Source organism: Blautia sp. OF03-13, from assembly GCF_003460685.1.
GTDB lineage: Bacteria > Bacillota > Clostridia > Lachnospirales > Lachnospiraceae > Fusicatenibacter > Fusicatenibacter saccharivorans.
Genome location: NZ_QTVR01000030.1, coordinates 1 through 19,027 on the forward strand (window position 1 = coordinate 1; position 19,027 = coordinate 19,027).

The following is a 19,027-nucleotide window of genomic DNA, read 5'->3' on the forward strand; positions in this document are numbered from 1 at the left end:
GTGTTAATATAATTTATATTTACATTTAGATGGCATCTTTTTCTTCTGCAACAATAACTGAAGAATCTGTAAATTCTTTTTATCAATATCAGCCACATCAATATTAACTCTTTTTACATTCTCATATTTTTTAAATAGAAATGGCAAAAAATTTCCCACTCCAACAGATGGTTCAAGTATGTTAATTTCCTCCTTTTCAAATTCAGGAAGTTGCTTATATATTTCATTCACTATGAACTTGTTTGTGTAATATGCAGCATTGTTCTCTCTTTTAGAATTTGTCAATTCAGCTATTCTAGCCAAAGAGGCACTTCCTAAATTAAGCGGATTGTTTACAATAAAATCAATTAAATTATCAGGACTATCCAACTGGTAATCTTCAATTGTTTTGTTAATCATAGAGTTATCAAAATGCTCCTGCTCCATAAAACCTCTGATATTACATGCAATTTGGAAAAAGATTTCTGTAGGTACAGCCTCTCCTATGCTTTGTCTTATCTTTATCTCTTCTTTTTTTAAAAGAGCTCTTTTATTCTTTTCTGGTAAAGCATTCAATTCCTCTAAAGTCTTATCAATCCACTTAAATTCCGGTGGAATTGTCATAATTTTCATAAGTTCACGAATTGAAAATACTCTGTCTTCTTCTGGATGTACAGTATTCTGACTTGCCAATTGGTCATTTCTTGTATGAATACAAGGTGCAACCTTATCCCAATATTGACGAGTATATTTATCTCCATTTTTTTGTTTATTAGGTACTACTACCCCGTCAACAATCTTATGTGGACGTTTCAATTCATCTTCATTATCAAATGCACTTTGTCCTTGCTTCAAATCATGAATCCAACAACGCATTTCTTCTGGATATGTTCTAAATGAGTGATAAAAATCTGTTGGGCAAATTTCACCCCACTCCAATTTAGGCATATCGCCTATTACATCTCTAAGAGTTCTCTCTTCTACATATGTTGGATACAACTCAATAGGTGCAACATATTCTGCTATATCCTTACTTACACCGATAACAACAGTTCGCGTTCTTGATGAATTTGAACCATAGTTTTTAAAATTAAGAATTCTACTGACAATAATATATTTATCACTCAATTCCTCATAAACCACATCACCTATCGCTTTAACTGTTCCATCAGGCGCTGTACAACCTGTTTTCATAAATGCAGCTACGTTTTCAAAGATAAAAAATCTAGGCGCTACTTTCTGTATTAAATGTACTGACTCAACAACCAAGCTATTACGAACTATTTCATTTTCTGCTTTTTTATGATTTGCAACAGACATTCCCTGACAAGGGGGTGTTGCAATTAAAACATCCACCCTGTCATTTCCAAGCTCTTTCCATCTGTCTATTTCTTTAAATATTTTATTTTTTGTCTCATCTGTAGTTATATCATCGCAAATATATCCTGATTCAAATCTACACTTATTATTATATTTTTGAACGTTTAATCTTCTTTCTATCAGCTCATTCGTAGCTATACACTCAAATCCAGCTTTTTTAAATCCAAAACACCCAACTCCAGCACAACTAAAAAGACTTATATATGTTAATGTTTTATCCTTTAGCATACCAATACACCTCGTTTACTATGATTGTTTTTTCTTGCATCTTCAGGCTTTTCTGCATCACATGGTATAAGCCATGTTTTTCCCTTTTTCACAACGCCATCTATTCGACCTTGCTCGCATAAAATTGCTATCCGTCTCGAGGTAATTCCCCATTTTTTTGACATTTCTATGGTAGTTAAATAGTTCATTGTATTCCTCCAATCATATATTCTATTATATTCACTTATCTGAATAATTACAAGTTTTTTTTGCCAAACATCCGTTCTTTTTATATCTTCCATATGGAAATCATCTGCCTTTTAATACCCTGTTCTTTTCTATAGGTTCTTCTCTATGCTTATCAGCATTTCTAATAACACTCTCATCATAAACCCTCTGAAACTCCTCATAAAGCTCATCTCCATCCAACTTTATGTCCAGCCTTTTCATTACATCCGAGAACAACCTTATGCTGCCGCTTACATCAGCAATATCAAATCCAAATACATCAACCTTAGCAGAATCGTCGACATTCTCATAACCACCAAGCTCTGATATTCTCCTGACAATCCAGCCAGCTTTGTCCACAGATTCAGTTTCTCTAGTTTCCACAAATTCACTTTTACCTGTTACATCAGCAATACTTTCGCCAACTCTTGCCACATTCGTATCCGATAGATTATGGATTTCCGAAATTCCTATACCCTCTAAATCAATCTGCTGTTTTCTAACTCCATCAGTTGGCTCTTTCTGTCTGCCTATTTCATTTTGATTATTGTTAGGATTCATCACCTCAACATTTGCATCAGGCTCAACAACTACTGCCACTATTTCCTCAACCGCAGTATCCTCTTCCATCCCCGGTATCTCAACATCCCTGTCAGCAACAATCTCCTCCTTTCCCGACACCGCATAATAAGCCGTATACAAATCTTCTTTTATAATGTCATCAGCAAGCTGTATCTGCCTCTTAATTTCCCTTTTCTCCTGCTTCAGTTCGTCCAGTTCTTCCTGCACTTCCACATGCCATATCTGATATTCCCGGTACTGCTCTTCATTCTTTATACTGCGTTTCCGACTAGAGCTTTCTCTGTATATCTCATGCTGTCTGTCCTCAATCTGCTGAATCTTTTCTTCATGCTCATTTATGAAATCCACAAGATCCACAACACTTTTGATGTCATTATTTACACTCAGCAGATATTCGTCCTGTAACTGATGAAATCTTTTCAAATCTTCCGTATACTTTGCTCCACCAACTACAAAACGCTTCTGTTCTACAACCCTTAATCTGTATAGCTTTGCATAAAACTTCTTCTGGAATGGTGACAGCTTCGCCCTGTGTAGTCCCCTGATATCCGACGAATAAAAGTAAGGCTTTGCCATCTAGGGCATATCCACATAATGCCGTAACATATCTTCTGAAAACATCTCGTCCAGCTTTGCCAGTTTATGATAATACCGAAATCCCGGTGCCTGCACCTCCATCCATGCGTCTTTCTTAAATACATATCCAAGTCTTTTCATCAGATATTTAAAATGCTCCACATTCCCGGCTGCATATGCACACATCTTGGCATCCCTTAGAATTATCTCTTTCATTGACATTTCCTTTTCCCACTTGTCCCTGCTGATATTTTTTGGATTCCTGCTGTACTCTGCCGGCATAATGGAAAGTCCAAGTTCATCACAATATTTATTTGTAATAGGCTGAAGATGATTCTTCCAGTTGCTTTTCGGTGAATTGTATTTCTTGCCGGTTGTCATGCTGACACTGTTCCAGATCAGATGTCCATGCATATGCTCCCTGTCAGTGTGAACCGCATACACAGCCTCATAATCATCACCAAGCACATCCTTCGCAAAATGCTCCAGCACATACATTGCCTGCTCTGATGTTACTTTTTCCTCCGGTGAAAACGATATGATCACATGATAGCCCTGCCTTTTACCCGTCTTATGAAAAATATTCTTTGTCTCTTCCATCTGCTCAAATGCTGTATCCGGCAGACAGTTAATACTGCCCACCAGTACGCATTCTTCTGTCTTATCCGGATTCTGGATATATTCCAAAGCATTCTTCAGGTGCGATGCCGGATTTCTGCCTTCCGATTCCATGATATTCAGGATCTTTGTAATCGCCATATTTCCAGCACCTCCCCAAATGTTTTCTTTATATCATCCAGACTGCTCTGCAGTTTATCAATATCGCTGTAATATAACTTTCCCTGTGAATTGCCAAGCTTTACTGCCTGATTAATATTATTTGCAATACCGGCAATAACACGGATTACTCTTGCCCTGTCCTCTGGATAACTTGTATCAATGTTGCCGCCTGTCCGGATCAATTCTCTTATATATGCACTTGCTGTCATTCCTGTTCGTTTAAGTGCTGCTTTTAGAATATCCATATCTTTCTCTGACAGCTTCACAGATATCTTATAATCTTTCCTGTCAAACTTGTATCTTCTCTTTCCATCTGCCATACATTTCTCCCCTTTCGTAGTTTTCTAATGCTGTATCAAACCAATCTCTTTTCATCTGTACCATTGCTTTTCCAACCTTTCTTAAAAATGTGTTCATAGGTTTTGCAAGATGCGGAAAAGGTCGGACCTTTTCCCGAAAAAATATAAACGCCATCAGCGTTTATATTTTTTCGTCTTGCAGGAGCACCTGCACCCTGTATATGATATGTGGTGGTTAATATTCCACCACAATTACTGATATGGTGGCGCTTTTTGCCATCACTTTGCTGTTTTAGTGGCATTTTCCGCCACCACTTTTCCATTTTGATGGCACTTTCCGCCACCATGACTTTTTTCTCGCTTATCCGAGTGGTGGCGCTTTTTGCCGTCACTTTACTGTTTTGGTGGCGCTTTTTGCCCCCACTTTTGCATTTTGACGGCACTTTTTGCCCCCACACTTTTTCGGCTCTGATTTGTGCGGGGGCGCTTTCTGCCCCCACTTTGTGGTTTTGGGGGCGCTTTTTGCCCCCATTTTCACGTTTTGGTGGCGCTTTTTGCCCCCACACTAATGAAACTGCATCACCACATCCATAATAACGATTTCCTCTGCCATCATCCTGGTCTGTGTTCTTAGCTGTAACTGTTCCATAAAAGATTTCGGATTTTTCGGCTTATGCTTTTTCAGCCACTTAGCTTCAATATCATCAAGCAGCTCATATGCTGTTTCATTGACTTCATCTGCTCGCTCTTCAAGCTCCCCGAACCGCACCAGACTCTTATATCTCATTGGATATTCTTCCTTGATATATTTAATCCACATACGCCCATATTTTCCTACATCTATATCTGCCTTCTCTGTTCCTGCGACAAGCACCGGATAAAAGATTCCATCCCTTTCTTCATATGGGATGCCAAGCTTTTCAAATGTTGTCTTACTCATAATGATTACCGCCTTTCTCATCACTTTGCAGAATATCAAGCACATGCTTTAATGGAACCAGCAGTTCTTCAACATCTATACCTCTGTCTGCTTCATCTAATGTCTGTAATTCTTCCAGTATCGTATCAAGATGCACCTGTACTTTCTTTGCCACCTTCATTCCACCAACACCCCTGATTTCATGCTTCAGAAGACATTGGATGATATAATCCTGTTTTGAAAGTCCGCTGAGTGAAACCTTCACATTCAGCTCCTGTGCTTCCTCCGGTGACATACGAAACGCTACTACAACATTTCTCCATCTGTTCTTGGCATCCAGCCTTTTCTCGCTCATAATAATCTGCTCCCTCCGATATAAAATCTATTCTTTTAATTTCTGCTTCATATATCCAGCAAAACTTGTACACGCATTATCAGACTGCCTTGTACTTATCAATGCTTATAATCTTTTCCGCAGCCGCATCCATATCAATCATAGGTGCTGTTTCCTCTGTCTGCATGATTTCTACATCATCATCCTGCTCTTCACAATCCTCAAAGCTTGCATTGACAGCATCAAGTCTGTCCGCCATTGCCACCTGCTTTGACGGAAACAGATGCGAATAACGATATGTGATATCAATGCTCTCATGACCAACCCTGTCAGCTATTGCAACTGCGGAAAACCCGAGGTCGATCAGATGTGAAATGTGCGAATGCCTTAGATCATGGATTCTGATTTTCTTCACACCGGATAATTTGCAGCCACGCTCCATCTCATGATGAAGGAAGCTCTTTGTTACCAGAAAAATCCTGTCTGTTGGTGTCTGGTCATATAACATTGCAAAATATTCCTGCATTTCCTCTGCAAGGAACTTCGGCAGCTTGATTGTCCTGTTGCTCTTAGGTGTTTTCGGAGTTGTAATAACATCCTTCCCCTGCAGCCGCTGATACGATTTATTTATTCTGACTGTGTTCTTTTCAAAATCAAAATCTTCCATCGTAAGTGCAAGCAGCTCACCTAATCTCATTCCTGTCCAGTACAGCATTTCAAATGCATAAAATGAAACCGGCTTGTCAATCACCGCTTCTGAAAACTTCTTATATTCCTCAGTTGTCCAGAAAAGCATTTCCTTCTTTTCTTCCCTGCCCATATTTCCGGCCTGTCTTGCCGGATTTGATTTCAGATTATAAAACCTGCATGCATGATTGAATATCGCACTTAAAATGTTGTGCATTGTCTTCTTGTAAGTCTGGGAATAACTCTTCCCATTCTCATAACGAAATGCTACCATCTCATTCTGCCACTTGCGTACATCTCCCGGTGTAATCTCATTCATCTTAAGATTCTTAAAATATGGAAGTATCTTTGTATCCACAATGTGTTCTTTGGTAAGCCATGTGTTGAGTTTGACATAATTTTTCATATCCTCCGTATACAGCTTCCAGAACTCTCCAAATGTCATATCCAGATTATTCTCCTGCCGTATTTTGTAATTACGCTCATAATCCAACGCTTCTCTTTTTGTTGCAAATCCTCTCTTCTTTATCTGTTTATTTTCCCCAGTCCAGTCCTTACAATAGAATTTGACAAACCAGGTGCCTGTCTTACTGTCTTTATAAGCTGGCATATTCATCATCTCCTTCTTTCCATATGCAGAAGCAGATGCCTAAAACCATATAACTTTTGCACCTGCCTCTGTCTCAATCTTCTTACCTGTTGCTTACCCTGCATCACTCATACCATAAATGCGTTCTTCAAAATATTTTCTGCTTACTTTTCCTCGGATTACAATATAACCCTTCTTTTCAAGTTCACTGTTGATCTGTCTCATAAGCTTGTATGCTGCTGATCTTGAAATCCCAAGAATCTGCATCACATCTCCTACTTCTAAAAACTTTTCGTTCATGCCCTTTCACCACCTTTCCATTAAAATTTGTTTTGGCGTTTCTCCATACCAGTTCTGCTGATGTCACAACCAGCCTCCTTACCTGAGATAATCTCCTGTAATACCGCCCGCTCCTGCTCGAGGTACTCGGTCCGCTTGGGGGAGTGTCTACATTCGCTCGATTCCTATGAATGTCCTGGCAAATGCCTGTTAGATTTCTGATACCGCTCATTCAGTTGTTTTTCAATACAATATCGTATAGATAATTGAATTGATATTATTCTATACCGTATTGTATTGTCAAGAAGTTTTTCTAATGTTCTCGTATAGAAAAACTTCCATTTTCATTTTTTCCGTGTTATACTGTCTTTAACAATCCATCAGGGACAGATAAACGGAGGTGACTACACTATGACAATTGGTGAAAGAATAAAGAAAATACGGGTATTCCGTAAAATGACAATGGACGAGCTTGGCGGTGCACTTGGATTTGAGGGCAAAAATATGTCTGTCCGCATATCCCAGTATGAAACCGGTGCCCGCATTCCCGGTGAAGATATGATTCTAAAACTTGCTGATGCTTTGCACTGCAATTACAAGGCAATATCTGATTACAGCCTTGGTGCTGCTGAAGATATCATTGAAACACTTTTCTGGCTTGAAGAAAGTGCCACATCACTTCCTGCACGTGGAAAGGGCACAAGATTTCCAGAGTATACTGCACCAGGTAATCTGATTCACTTAACTGCAATGACACCTTCAAAGCCTTCTGAAACAGCAAAACCAACTTATTGCGAAGATGATTATGACTGCGCAGGTGCACCCATTGCATTAACTTTTGAATATGGATTGGTAAATGACTTCTTGTCAGACTGGTGTGAAATGAAAACGAAATTAAATAATGGAGAGATTTCTCCAAACGAATACTTTGAGTGGAAAATTACTTGGCCGCAAATATAAGGAGATATCTACTATGAATCTTAAAAAAACTCTTAAAAGAAAATTTTACCTTAAATATTTTACTTTAGTATTTTTATTACTACTATATGTACCTATAATCGGACTAATCGTTACTCAATTTGCTTATAAAGATTATTTTATGCATTTTTTCATTACTTTTTATTGTAATGTTCGCTATTGCTATATTAGCTATTGCTATATTACTTAATATAATTTACGAAAAACGATTTGGATTACCTCAAATCAGCAACATACGCGATTTGACAAATTATTTAGAATATTTTTCTTCATCAACAATTTCTGATTTAGAATATACAGAAAGTATAACTTGGTTTTCACGAATAATCCATTCTGCCTATCTACAAAAAGCAGAAACACAAGACATATTTACCGAAATTATAAATAAATTACATTTAATACTTCGTCCACCGAAATTATAAATAAATTACATTTAATACTTCGTCCACAAAATAATGATAGATTATGCATCGCCTTTAAGCACAAAAAGTCTTTTATTAAACTTTCACAAGACTTATGCAATTCATCTGATGATATGCAAACACTTGATTTTAATATAAATGCAATATTAGATGAAGAACCTGAAAAGTACAAATTCATAAAAATTACCTTAGACAAAAATATACTCTTTTACTTATTACTGTTTCCAATACACATCTTTGGATGCTTTTTACTTACAAAATCCGATAATAACACTTTCAACGTAACTGCTTTTGTAGCAAATCTTGCCCTATATATACCTGCGGACATATTAGCAATTCTAATATATACGGGTTTTATCAAAGATACAAAAGTTTAATATGTAGTACCATTTTAGTACCAATGAGCAAAAAACAAGCTCGCAAATGCCCATTTTACTAGGCTTTGCGAGCTTTTGAAAATTATTCAAACTCGACAATTACTAATCAATTTTGTTTAGAAATTATTTGTTGCCGTGTTCGCTTTTCTTTCAATTACTTGATTTATCCATATTATCCTGCCTATACGGGCTAATGTTATCAATTTGTTATCGGTATTGATAACACCCACTCCGTAACTGTGGATAATAGCAATATATTCCGATTCAGATTATAAGCGGTTTTGCTTAGGAAATCAACCATTTGTTTCTGTATCTTCAATAAGATTTTTCTTTAATGCCGCAATCGTATCTTGGTTCTTTCTCAAAAGCTCTAATTGCCTGTATGCTTTTTCTCTTAATATTTTCAACCTTTCAATTTTAGGCACTTCCTGTCTTATCAGGTCTGCGTTTGTATCTTCCAGATTGATAAGCACAACCAATTCTTCTGCTGAAGCAAAATCTCTGATATTAGGAGTTTTGCCTTTTATTCCTTTTTCATTTCTCCATTGTGCTGCCGTTTTTCCAAACAAAGCCATATTTAAAATATCTGCTTCTGAAGCGTATGTATATGCCATTTCCTGCGGAGATAATGTGGGCGTTATCAAAAATTCTTTTACTGCATCTGTATGGATACGATAGTTTATTTTTGAAAGTTCTCTCTTTACATCCCATCCAATCGCTAACCGATCTGCTTCATCTTTCTTTAATCGCTGATAATCTTTGATAATATAAAGCTTAAATTCCGGTGAAATCCATGAAGCAAACTCGAAAGCTATATCCGTATGGGCATAAGTGCCGCCATACCGTCCCGATTTTGATACGATACCGATTGCATCTGTTGCTTTTATCCATTGCTGCGGTGTCAGCGTAAAAGCATTATCACCAGATTCTGCTTTAAACCTATCGAATTCGATAGGTTTAAAATTGGGATTGTGAATTTGTTCCCACAAGCCCAAAAATGAAATCGTAGAATGATTGCGCATCCAGTTTGCTACCACGATAAAAGCATTGTCTGGATTTTTATATTTTGCAATATCAGTGAGTGAAATGTAAGCATCCTCATTAACAACATCGCCCATCACTCTGATTTCTGTTCCATTGGCATCTATTTTCATGTTTTTCAATCCTGGTTTTCTCCCTTTCTACATTACGGATACCCTTTTTCAAAATAGATTTCTAATTTTTCTTTTCAATTTCTCGCCATATGTAATTGTCACATCAATTTTCGCAACTGAAATTTAACGTTCTCTTTTATGCCTATCAATAAGCAACAAAACAAACATAATAAACCATATCCCCCATGCAATCAAACAACCAATTCCTTGATATTGGATATCTATGATTATTCCAATAATAAAAGGAACTGACATAAACATCATTCTTTTTCCATATGCCTTACACATAGCATTCTCATCGTATTTCTTTCGTTCATCCGCTGATTTCATATTATAACCCGACAAGAAATTAGCAGCTTTTCCTTCTGATTTATAAAACCACATTCCAAACAAAAACATAATCACTGCCATCATAAAATCAAAAACAATATAGAACATATAATCATAGAACATATAATACAATTTCTCCTTTCAACCAATCACTCTTATCTCTTTGAATTTTCTACATTACTCCTCATCTTTGACCAAACATAGCAAATCAGTATATCCTGACTGCATAAGTAATTGCTTAAAACCAGAAAGCACTTCTTCTTTTGTATAATTGTTATTTTTCAAAAACTCACTATCCTTCTCACTAAGGTATTGGTAGAAAAGAGCTGCTGCCATTACCTCATTTCTGTCTGTATAATCAATGCTATCTAAAAGTATATTCTCTGCTTCGTTAATTTTCCCAGAATCAATCATATGAAGAAAATCTTTCAAATTTTTCCCTGATACTTCATATTTATTTTCAAGTTCAACAGAGACATACTTTTTTCCAAATATTAAAGAAAATAATACTCTTACCATTTCTTTTATCATTCGCATAATATAGTCTTTTTCGTCTGTGAAATACATTTTTCACCTCCATAACTTTCAACTTATCCTGTTGTTCTTAATTATACATCAAACAGTATTATTGTAAAGTAGGGAGCAAGCCATTTCCTGACTTGCCCTCCATTATGTTTTTACTGGTAAATCATCTCTTTGTCCACAATCTCTCTCGCACACGCCTGAATATTATTCATCCTGCCTACCCATTCCAATGCGTTATCTGCCTTTAACTGTTCGGTAATTCCTTGAGCCTGTTTCATCTGCTCCACAATTCTTTCAAATCGTTCCTGTGCCTGTTCCTCTATATCTGCCAGATAACTGTTCAGTCTGCCGCTCATCATCAGATCCAGATATAACGTTCTGCGGTATTCTTTCAAATACTGTAAATGTCTTTGCCCCCATGCTCCAACAAATCTCGATTCTTCTTCCTCCGGCAAGGTAAGGTTGGGGATAAAGTAATCCCCACATCTTACATAAGTGCCGCCCATTTCTTCAAAAATTGTTTTCTTCATTTTCTGTTCCACCTTTCTCATTGTTCTCTGTCCATTGATTTCTTCTTTACTGTCTGTTTTGGCTGTTGCCTGCTCTCCTGCTGATAGCGGTGCAATTTTCCCCGTATGCTTGCCTTTTTCGGCGGTTCTGATGACTGCTCTTTCTTCGGTTCTGTCTGATTTTCCCATGCTTGCAACTCCTCATTGTATTCCCTGACCAGTTTCTCTGATTTCTGATACGTCTTTGCGAAAGACTGCACATCTGGATATCCTGCTTGTTTTACCGTCTGTTCCATATCCGTGTGAATGTGTTTTTCCTGTTTCTCTGCCTGTTCAATTTTGCCCTTTAAGGATTTCCGTACTTTCCCTTTGAAAAATCCTGTTGTCTCGGAAAGCTGTTTCTTCAATAAGGAAATCTCCTGCTGCGTGGACTTTATTGACTGTGACTGCTTCTGAAGTTTCTCCATCAGTTTCCGCATATCTTTCCATTCCTGTAAATCAATCTTTGGTACTGGCTTCGGCGGCAGCTTAAACTTGAAAATCATTTCCTGTAAGAAGTCTTTTGCTCCTCGGATAATCTGCTGAAACATATCCGGCAGCCAACCATGTGTCCTTATAGATTGTAGTGTTTTGTCTGTGATTTTCTCTCGCTTGACGGTTAAAATATCTTCTTCGGGAACGCCCTCGACTAATGCCACATCAACCGTCCGATTCCATTCCTGCCTTGCCACATTATCTGCCCGTATTTCTGCTTCTTTCGGATTGTTCTTCCCGATTTTCTTCGTTGCCAGATACACACCGCCCTGCTGAAATACAGACAGCTTTTCGGATTCTTCTTTCACATGGCTGTTAATGATTTCCGTAAACATCTCTTTGACTTCTCTGGTAAAAGCATCGCTCTTAAACCATTCATCTTTTTTTGTAAAAATGTGGCTCTCATAAACTTCCCCTTTGGGAATAATACTGCATCCTGCCCGAAGCTTTCCCTGCTCATCTAAAATCTCTTTCTTCGTGCGTCTGTGCTTGCCTTGTTCATCATAAAACATATTTCTGGTAGCAATTTTCACTTCTGGGTGTTCCAGCATTTTCCGTTCACTGAATACAAGGTGAATATGGTAATTAGTCATTTTTTTGTTATGGTGAAGTGCCGCACTGCATTCCACACCGTACCTTTTATGAAAGCTGTCCGTGAAAAGCCTTACCACATCATCTGCTTTGAACTCAACAAAACTTTCTGGAAGTGCAATGATAAACTCCCGTCCTTCAATACATTTTCCAGCTGTTCCGCTTGTCTTAAAATCCAACTGATTCTCTCTCGCAAGATTTTTCCAGAACTCCGGTGTTGCTCCTTCCGTCTGATAAGTCGCATAGAGATGTTCCTGCCTTTTCGGATTGGAAATATAATCAATTCTTCCTGCCACATCAGACAGCTTATTTTGTCTGATAAATGAATGTCTGCCTATAAGCATTCTCCTTTCCGGCTCTCGCCTGCTCTTACTGTGAGTAGGTGCATAAGCACCTGTTTACGAACTATACGCCTGTCGGCGGAACGGCTCCCGGCAGCGAAATACACAGAGCATAAACGAAGTTTATGCGATGGGTGTATTTCGCTCTCAAACGCCGAGGGCTTTATAAGGTGCTGCCTTTCTGTACCATGTTTCGGCTTGTGTTTTTCATCTTGGGCGTATCCGCCCTTTTTATTTGCCCGTATCCGGGCTTTATCCTTTCCAGCTTTCTCCTTGTCTGCCATCCACAGGGGCGTGCCACGCTCCTGTTCTCATTACCAACGGAAGCTCTCCGGCACTCCTCGTCTGTCCAGATACTCTTTTCTCGCCCGTTCCCGTTCTTCCTCTGTCGTGGCAGTTTTGAATTTTCCATACAGGTCACGCATGACCATCTTGTCCAGTTTCTTCTCTAACCCCTTCTTGATTTCTTTCTCACAACTCTCATCTTCAACTAAGTGAAAGCGAATCAACTGCATAAATAATTCCTGTGATATTTGCACATTTCCCATCTTATCCATCCTCTCCGTGACAGTATGTGATGGTATGTGACAGTCGTGACGGTTATTTTGATACCGCCCGCTGTCAAAAATACCGTCACAACCGTCACGTACTGTCACACATTTTCTGTATTGTCTTTCCAGAGCCTTAGTTTCCGTCCTTCGTGGACACGTTCACTCCGAAAGAGAATCCCATGCTCTGCATACAATCGTCCTGCAAGAACATTCAACTTTCTTGTAATAACATGAGGTTGAATGTCTACATTTATCAATGTGACAAGTGCTGTTGGCGAACCTTCCCAGTAAGGATTGTCCTTCCTAACAAGCTCCGCAATCTCATCCAGTAACGGCTCTGGCGGTTCTTTCCACAATTCTGTTTCTGCCTTTTGCAAATCCCACAACAAGTTTTCTGTATTGCGGATAAGATACAGCTTCTGGTCTTGCTGATCTCTGCCCGATACTTTCAGTGTTGCGGCATTGCCTGTCCGTTTTTCTTTCTGAAGAAGAAACGCTCCGTCTGCCGCCCCAAGCAGTCCGCTTGTCCCGGAAATCATGTCAAACTTATCATCCGCATTCTGCTTTCTTGTGTGGTGTACGAGCAGTAAACAAAGTCCGTGGGCATCCGCAAAACTTTTCAGTCTTGCCATAATCTGATAATCATTTGCGTAACTGTAATTATCCCCGCCAACCTCACGCACTTTCTGAAGTGTATCAATGATAATCAGCTTCGTGTCCTTATGCTCTGCCACAAATCTTGCAAGCTGTTCATCCAGTCCATTTCCAAGCTGACTGGCAGAAACAGAAAAGTATAGATTATCGGTGCTTTCCGTCCCGAACATCCGGTACAGACGCTCCTGCAGACGGCGGTAATCGTCCTCAAGTGCCAGATACAGCACCGTCCCTTTTCGTGTGGTATAATTCCAAAGCGGTGTACCTGTGCTAACATGGTAGGCAAGCTGTGCCATCAGAAAACTTTTTCCCAGTTTGGGCGAACCTGCAAAGATATAAGTGCCGGGGTAGAGCAGACCGTCAATCAACGGCTGCTTACTCCGATACTGTGTGTCAAACAGTTCATTCATGGAAATGGTCTGGAGATAGGACGGGTCTGATCGCAGCTGCATTTCTCTCTGCAATTCCTCAAAACTCTTGATATTTCCACCATTCTCGGATATACTACTTGTAGTGTTTTTAGAAGTCGGCTGCTCCGTATCTGCGCCAACAGATACATCCGGGGCAGTCATTTCTTTTTTATTTTCCATCTTCGTCCTCTCCTTTCAGACCGCCCAGAATAACAGCGATCAGTTCAATGACATTCAGCAGTTCCTCATCCACGCTGTTCCCTGCTTCAATCCGCTTTAATTCTGTAAGGACAGCGGCAAGTTCCGTTTTAAGTGCCTTGAATACTCTGGGATTGCCCTGTACCACTACATCCTGATTCAGGCAACGGCGGTAGCAGTATTCCTGCTTCGGCAGTCCCGATAAGGCAACTGCCTTGTTGATGAGTTCATTTTCTTCGGGCGATACCCGAAACCCTACTGTAATGTTTCTCCAACGGTTTTTGTTATCTCTGTTCTTAGCTGACATTTTCAATCTCTCCTTTCCCTAAATCGTCTAATCTATCTGCCATTTCCGTCTGCTTTGACGGGAACAGATGAGCGTACTGGTAAGTGATGTCAATGCTTTCATGTCCTACACGGTCTGCAATCGCTACTGCTGAAAATCCCATATCAATCAGCAGGCTGATGTGGCTGTGCCGTAAATCATGGATACGGATACGCTTTACTCCTGCGGCTTTCGCACCTCTGTCCATCTCGTGATAAAGATAACTTTTTGTGACCGTAAATATTCGGTCTTTCTTCTTCAATCCGTAAAGCATCTGTAAATATTCCTGCATTTCTTCACAGAGGAACTTCGGCATTTTGATGATGCGGTTACTTTTCTTTGTTTTCGGTGTGGTAATCACATCTTCTCCGTGTAATCGCTGATAGGACTTGTTGACTCTGACCGTTTCTTTCTCAAAATCGAAGTCAGCGGCGGTCAGTGCCAGCAGTTCTCCTTCACGGATGCCGCACCAGTAGAGCATTTCAAAAGCGTAAAAGGAAACAGGCTTGTCCATCATCTCAAATGAGAATTTCTTGTATTCTTCTTTCGTCCAGAACAGCATTTCCTTGTGTTCCTCACTTCCCATATTTCCTGCTTTAGCGGCAGGATTGGAACGCAGCTCATAATACCGCACCGCATGATTGAAGATAGCGGACAACTGATTGTGCAGCGTTTTCAGATAGGTCTGTGAGTATGGCTTTTTCTTCTCGTCCCGATAGGCAAGCATCTCATTCTGCCATGCGATAACCTCTTTCGTGGAAATTTCACTGATTTTCAGCTTGCCGAAATAAGGTAATATCTTCGTACGGATGATATGCTCCTTTGTCAGCCATGTGTTCTCTTTCAGACGGCTTTTCATATCCCGGATATACAGTTCAGTAAAGGCTTCAAAACTCATATCCATATCAGAGGAGTTCTGTAACTGGAACATTCGCTCCCATTCTTGTGCTTCTTTCTTGGTAGCAAATCCACGCTTGCATTTCTGCTTACGTTCGCCTTTCCAGTTTACATATCTCGCCATCACATACCATGTTCCATTGCTCTCGTTCTTGAATACCGGCATTATTCATCCTCCTTCCCTGCTCCGTAGAGTCTTTCATAGAAATACTGGCGGTTTACCCGTCCTGAAATCGTAATAAAGCCTTTTGCTTTTAATTCATCATTCAACTGACGGATTAACTTGTAAGCATACGGCTTTGATACGCTAAGTTCCTGTGCCACTTCTTCGGCACAAATAAATCTGTTTTTCATATAATCAGTCCTTTCTTTCATTTTTTATCGCCGTTCTATCCGAATGAAGTTCCAGCAGGTATTCCCTGTTCGGCACTGTGCTGTCCCGATATATCATAATATGTCAGGCGCTCGCTTGCTGTCTGGCAAGGTCTTGGCGGTTTATACTGTTCGGACGGTCATTTTATTTTTATTAAACTTATCTGTTTAATTTTGAACCAATTATACTAAGCATATTTGTTTGTGTCAAGTGGCTTTTTGGAAAATATTAAACTTTTTTGTTTTGTGTTATCTTGACTTCTCCTAAACATATCTGCTATACTCATTGTAAAATACATACAAGGAGTGGACACGTTATGGCGATTGGAGAGAGAATACATTTTTTCCGCATTCTGCGTGGAATGACACAAAAATATCTTGGTACGATTGTCGGCTTTCCTGAGCGAAGTGCCGATGTACGTTTAGCACAATACGAAACAGGAACAAGAAAACCGAAAGCGGAACTTACTGCTGCACTGGCACAGGCTCTTGATGTTTCCCCTCATGCACTCGATGTGCCTGACATTGACAGCTATATTGGACTGATGCACACTTTGTTTACTCTTGAAGATTTGTACGGTTTGACTGTCAGTGAATCAGCAGACGGAGAAATCTGTCTGAAAGTCGATACTTCCAAAGGCAAAGACGCTCACGAACTTCGGAAAATGCTGTATGCCTGGAAAGAACAGGCTGACAAGCTATCTTCTGAAGAAATCAGTAAAGCCAAATACGATGAGTGGCGTTACCACTACCCGGAGTTTGATACCACTCAAGTGTGGGCGAAAGTACCCTCACAGGAACTTAGTGACGCTTTGGTTGAAATATTGAAAGAAGGTGGTAATTAAATGCAACATACTCGACATAACAATGCTCGAAAACTTTTTTCAGAGATTGATCTTAACCCTCAAAATTATTTGATTATCCACTATTCCTGCGAAAGCTTTTATGACATAAAGGATGGACATACTCCTCGAATTACTTCTATTGCAGTTTACGCCTATGCCACCGCCCAAACAGATTCTTTTTCTATTCATAAAGTTGCCGAAAAATCACATATTCAGATTAGTGATATTGAACTCCATTATGATGAATTAGAAAAGAAAATGCTGGATGAATTCTTCGCATATGCCAAAGAACATAGTAATTTTTTCTGGATTCACTGGAATATGCGTGACATTAATTACGGATTTAAGGCTATTGAACATAGGTACTCTGTTTTAGGCGGTATCCCTTATAACATTCCTGATGAAAAAAAGATTGACCTCGCCCGTCAGCTAATAAACTGTTACGGTGTTGGTTATGCAGGACATCCCCGTATGGAGAAGCTTTTGGAACAAAATGATATTAAAGCCAAAGACTATCTTAATGGTTCGCAAGAAGCTGCTGCTTTCGCAAATAAAGAATACGTCAAGCTACATATGTCCACGCTACGTAAAGTTGATGTCTTTTCAAATATCCTCAACAGAGCAATTAACAACACACTGAAAGTTAATTCAAAATGGACAGAAATATATGGAATATCCATTCAAGGAATCCTAAATTATTGTAAAGATACATGGTGGATCCAAATCCTTTGGACATTTATTTCTATGGTTATTGGTGCTGTAATTGGAGAATTTATTGGAAAAATTATCTAACCATTACTTATTCTACCTAATTCAACACAAATAACGACAAAAAGCCCTTAGCTATGAGTTTTTACCCACAGCTAAGGGCTTTCTAAATAATATGGATTTATTTGTTGCACAACCACCTGTTAATCATTCTCTAACCCTAAAACCACTGGATTACAAGAATAATGGCTCTCATGCAACTGTTATCAATTTGTTATCAAAAGACTTTTAAAAGTGCCGCAAACCCGCATAAGCGCTGGGTTTACTAAGCATTTTTGTTTACTCAAACTCGGCGTGTTCTTTGTTGTTCTTAACTGTATTTATTTAAGTTTTATGCAAATACACGCCGTTTTATACTTCAATTACATCATTTATTCTGGCTTACTGATTTTCTGTTGCCAATATGTTGCCGCTATATCATAAATTCTCCTACAAAACTATGCTTTCTGCGCTATGATATAGAAAAATCGTAAAATTTTTATCATCAATATCGCTTATCGTTTCAGATATCATCTGATAATCTTTTGCTTGTAAGTTTTCTTCTACAATTGCATCAGACACTGTATATTTATAGCCACTCCCGCCTATCTTTTGGATGATTCTCTCACATATTATATCCACATAGAAAAGAAGATTTTCAACCAAATTCTCAATATTCATTATGTCATCTCCATCATGAATTATACGATTTCTTGCACGATAAATTCGTTGCAGATGCCATCTTAATTTTTTTTCATGTTCATTTAACATACGATTGAGATTTTTCTTCGTGCCAAATTGCTCATTTAAAGTAAAAATCCTAAATCTCAATAATGGAAATGCTTCTAATTCCCTATACAATTCTTTTCTCTTATCATCATATACCTCAAGTGCAATAAATGCAAATAATTTCTCTATTTCATCTCTCCCTACCGTGATCCCTGATAAAACCGCATCTGTTTTCCTTTTACTCCATCGTTGCAAATCTGATAGTAAATTTTTTACTATCTTTTCAATATAAGAGTTTATTAAGTAAGGTGTTACCAAATCAATAATATTAAAAATCCTACTGCGGTCATTATCGTTTTTTTCTTTTTCCAACAATAGTTCAAGAATGGACCATAAACTTAGCAAAGCATTCGATGGCGATTGAATCCCTAATGCCATATTATGTATCTCCATAATTCTAGATAGTTTATACAAGTTTTCATAATTTGTAGTCGCCATGTCAAACAGATTCAAAGCACTAGTAGAAGATACCGCAAATGATTTGGTTCTTTTTGATTTTTCTATACCAGATACAGGTTCCTTAATATATTTAATCTTATTTTCTCCTACCTTCACAAATCCATTTTTATAAATACCATTTTCAACATACCTAAAAAACGAGTAAAAATGGTTTAATAATCCGATTATGCTCTTCCCCAT

The 19,027-nt window shown here is 38.6% G+C and carries 24 protein-coding genes; 3 read left to right on the plus strand and 21 right to left on the minus strand.

The window, feature by feature from the left end:
- Positions 1 to 3: 3 nt before the first annotated feature.
- The 10 genes from DXA55_RS15560 to DXA55_RS15600 all read right to left on the minus strand — a co-directional run bounded on the left by DXA55_RS15560 (position 4) and on the right by DXA55_RS15600 (position 6,860).
- Positions 4 to 1,587 (minus strand): DNA cytosine methyltransferase, encoded by a 1,584-nt coding sequence (locus DXA55_RS15560; protein WP_242998628.1) that lies wholly within the window; start codon positions 1,585 to 1,587, stop codon positions 4 to 6.
- Positions 1,581 to 1,868, minus strand: coding sequence for a DNA-binding protein (locus tag DXA55_RS15565; RefSeq protein WP_330411335.1), 288 nt, complete (start codon positions 1,866 to 1,868; stop codon positions 1,581 to 1,583). The genes DXA55_RS15560 and DXA55_RS15565 overlap by 7 nt, the downstream gene beginning before the upstream one ends.
- A 7-nt stretch (positions 1,869 to 1,875) precedes the next feature.
- The gene (locus DXA55_RS17955; RefSeq protein ID WP_227094044.1) at positions 1,876 to 2,952 is read right to left on the minus strand and encodes a hypothetical protein; all 1,077 of its coding nucleotides are present in this window, start codon (positions 2,950 to 2,952) and stop codon (positions 1,876 to 1,878) included.
- On the minus strand, positions 2,953 to 3,711 hold the full coding sequence (locus DXA55_RS17960; RefSeq protein ID WP_242998631.1) for a relaxase/mobilization nuclease domain-containing protein: 759 nt from the start codon (positions 3,709 to 3,711) through the stop codon (positions 2,953 to 2,955).
- The gene (locus tag DXA55_RS15575) at positions 3,690 to 4,052 is read right to left on the minus strand and encodes a plasmid mobilization protein (protein ID WP_117804156.1); all 363 of its coding nucleotides are present in this window, start codon (positions 4,050 to 4,052) and stop codon (positions 3,690 to 3,692) included. The genes DXA55_RS17960 and DXA55_RS15575 overlap by 22 nt, the downstream gene beginning before the upstream one ends.
- 35 nt (positions 4,053 to 4,087) lie before the next feature.
- Complete coding sequence (locus DXA55_RS17165; RefSeq protein ID WP_158565102.1) at positions 4,088 to 4,597, minus strand: hypothetical protein; 510 nt, start codon at positions 4,595 to 4,597, stop codon at positions 4,088 to 4,090.
- Positions 4,597 to 4,971 carry a TnpV protein gene (locus DXA55_RS15585; RefSeq protein WP_117804154.1) on the minus strand — a complete coding sequence of 125 codons (375 nt, stop codon included), beginning with the start codon at positions 4,969 to 4,971 and terminating at the stop codon, positions 4,597 to 4,599. The genes DXA55_RS17165 and DXA55_RS15585 overlap by 1 nt, the downstream gene beginning before the upstream one ends.
- Complete coding sequence (locus DXA55_RS15590) at positions 4,964 to 5,305, minus strand: plasmid mobilization protein (RefSeq protein ID WP_117804153.1); 342 nt, start codon at positions 5,303 to 5,305, stop codon at positions 4,964 to 4,966. The genes DXA55_RS15585 and DXA55_RS15590 overlap by 8 nt, the downstream gene beginning before the upstream one ends.
- Positions 5,306 to 5,384: 79 nt before the next feature.
- A complete protein-coding gene (locus DXA55_RS15595) occupies positions 5,385 to 6,581 on the minus strand; it encodes a site-specific integrase (RefSeq protein WP_117804152.1) in 1,197 nt (398 codons plus the stop codon).
- A gap of 93 nt (positions 6,582 to 6,674) precedes the next feature.
- Entirely contained in the window at positions 6,675 to 6,860 is a 186-nt protein-coding gene (locus tag DXA55_RS15600; protein WP_015560978.1) for an AlpA family phage regulatory protein, read from the minus strand.
- A gap of 390 nt (positions 6,861 to 7,250) precedes the next feature.
- Here DXA55_RS15600 and DXA55_RS15605 point away from each other — a divergent pair, with 390 nt between their 5' ends.
- Positions 7,251 to 7,799 carry a helix-turn-helix domain-containing protein gene (locus tag DXA55_RS15605; protein WP_117804151.1) on the plus strand — a complete coding sequence of 183 codons (549 nt, stop codon included), beginning with the start codon at positions 7,251 to 7,253 and terminating at the stop codon, positions 7,797 to 7,799.
- A gap of 1,110 nt (positions 7,800 to 8,909) precedes the next feature.
- Here DXA55_RS15605 and DXA55_RS15620 read toward each other — a convergent pair.
- The 10 genes from DXA55_RS15620 to DXA55_RS15670 all read right to left on the minus strand — a co-directional run bounded on the left by DXA55_RS15620 (position 8,910) and on the right by DXA55_RS15670 (position 15,989).
- Positions 8,910 to 9,770 (minus strand): KilA-N domain-containing protein, encoded by an 861-nt coding sequence (locus DXA55_RS15620; RefSeq protein WP_117814604.1) that lies wholly within the window; start codon positions 9,768 to 9,770, stop codon positions 8,910 to 8,912.
- A 123-nt stretch (positions 9,771 to 9,893) separates the two neighbouring features.
- Positions 9,894 to 10,223 carry a DUF3784 domain-containing protein gene (locus DXA55_RS15625; protein ID WP_330415351.1) on the minus strand — a complete coding sequence of 110 codons (330 nt, stop codon included), beginning with the start codon at positions 10,221 to 10,223 and terminating at the stop codon, positions 9,894 to 9,896.
- Positions 10,224 to 10,277: 54 nt separating this feature from the next.
- Positions 10,278 to 10,667 (minus strand): DUF6483 family protein, encoded by a 390-nt coding sequence (locus DXA55_RS15630; RefSeq protein WP_117814594.1) that lies wholly within the window; start codon positions 10,665 to 10,667, stop codon positions 10,278 to 10,280.
- A 110-nt stretch (positions 10,668 to 10,777) separates the two neighbouring features.
- Positions 10,778 to 11,155 (minus strand): TnpV protein, encoded by a 378-nt coding sequence (locus DXA55_RS15635; protein ID WP_117814606.1) that lies wholly within the window; start codon positions 11,153 to 11,155, stop codon positions 10,778 to 10,780.
- Positions 11,156 to 11,172: 17 nt separating this feature from the next.
- Entirely contained in the window at positions 11,173 to 12,603 is a 1,431-nt protein-coding gene (locus DXA55_RS15640; RefSeq protein ID WP_117814595.1) for a MobA/MobL family protein, read from the minus strand.
- A gap of 311 nt (positions 12,604 to 12,914) precedes the next feature.
- Positions 12,915 to 13,148, minus strand: coding sequence for a complexin-2 (locus DXA55_RS15650; protein ID WP_199605858.1), 234 nt, complete (start codon positions 13,146 to 13,148; stop codon positions 12,915 to 12,917).
- 104 nt (positions 13,149 to 13,252) lie between these two features.
- Positions 13,253 to 14,395: a helicase RepA family protein gene (locus DXA55_RS15655; RefSeq protein WP_117814597.1), complete on the minus strand. Its 1,143-nt coding sequence runs from the start codon at positions 14,393 to 14,395 to the stop codon at positions 13,253 to 13,255.
- Positions 14,385 to 14,720 (minus strand): plasmid mobilization protein, encoded by a 336-nt coding sequence (locus tag DXA55_RS15660; protein WP_117814598.1) that lies wholly within the window; start codon positions 14,718 to 14,720, stop codon positions 14,385 to 14,387. The genes DXA55_RS15655 and DXA55_RS15660 overlap by 11 nt, the downstream gene beginning before the upstream one ends.
- Complete coding sequence (locus DXA55_RS15665; RefSeq protein WP_117814599.1) at positions 14,710 to 15,801, minus strand: site-specific integrase; 1,092 nt, start codon at positions 15,799 to 15,801, stop codon at positions 14,710 to 14,712. Before DXA55_RS15665 ends, DXA55_RS15660 begins: the two co-directional genes overlap by 11 nt.
- Complete coding sequence (locus tag DXA55_RS15670; RefSeq protein WP_117814600.1) at positions 15,801 to 15,989, minus strand: LysR family transcriptional regulator; 189 nt, start codon at positions 15,987 to 15,989, stop codon at positions 15,801 to 15,803. Before DXA55_RS15670 ends, DXA55_RS15665 begins: the two co-directional genes overlap by 1 nt.
- Before the next feature lie 335 nt (positions 15,990 to 16,324).
- On the opposite strand from DXA55_RS15670, the gene DXA55_RS15675 reads away from it, so the two are divergent.
- Positions 16,325 to 16,852 carry a helix-turn-helix domain-containing protein gene (locus tag DXA55_RS15675; RefSeq protein ID WP_117814601.1) on the plus strand — a complete coding sequence of 176 codons (528 nt, stop codon included), beginning with the start codon at positions 16,325 to 16,327 and terminating at the stop codon, positions 16,850 to 16,852.
- A complete protein-coding gene (locus DXA55_RS15680; protein WP_117814602.1) occupies positions 16,853 to 17,644 on the plus strand; it encodes a hypothetical protein in 792 nt (263 codons plus the stop codon). It begins immediately after the preceding gene.
- Between the two features lie 405 nt (positions 17,645 to 18,049).
- Here DXA55_RS15680 and DXA55_RS15685 read toward each other — a convergent pair.
- The coding region (locus DXA55_RS15685) for a hypothetical protein (protein WP_117814603.1) at positions 18,050 to 19,027 on the minus strand (978 nt) is incomplete at its 5' end.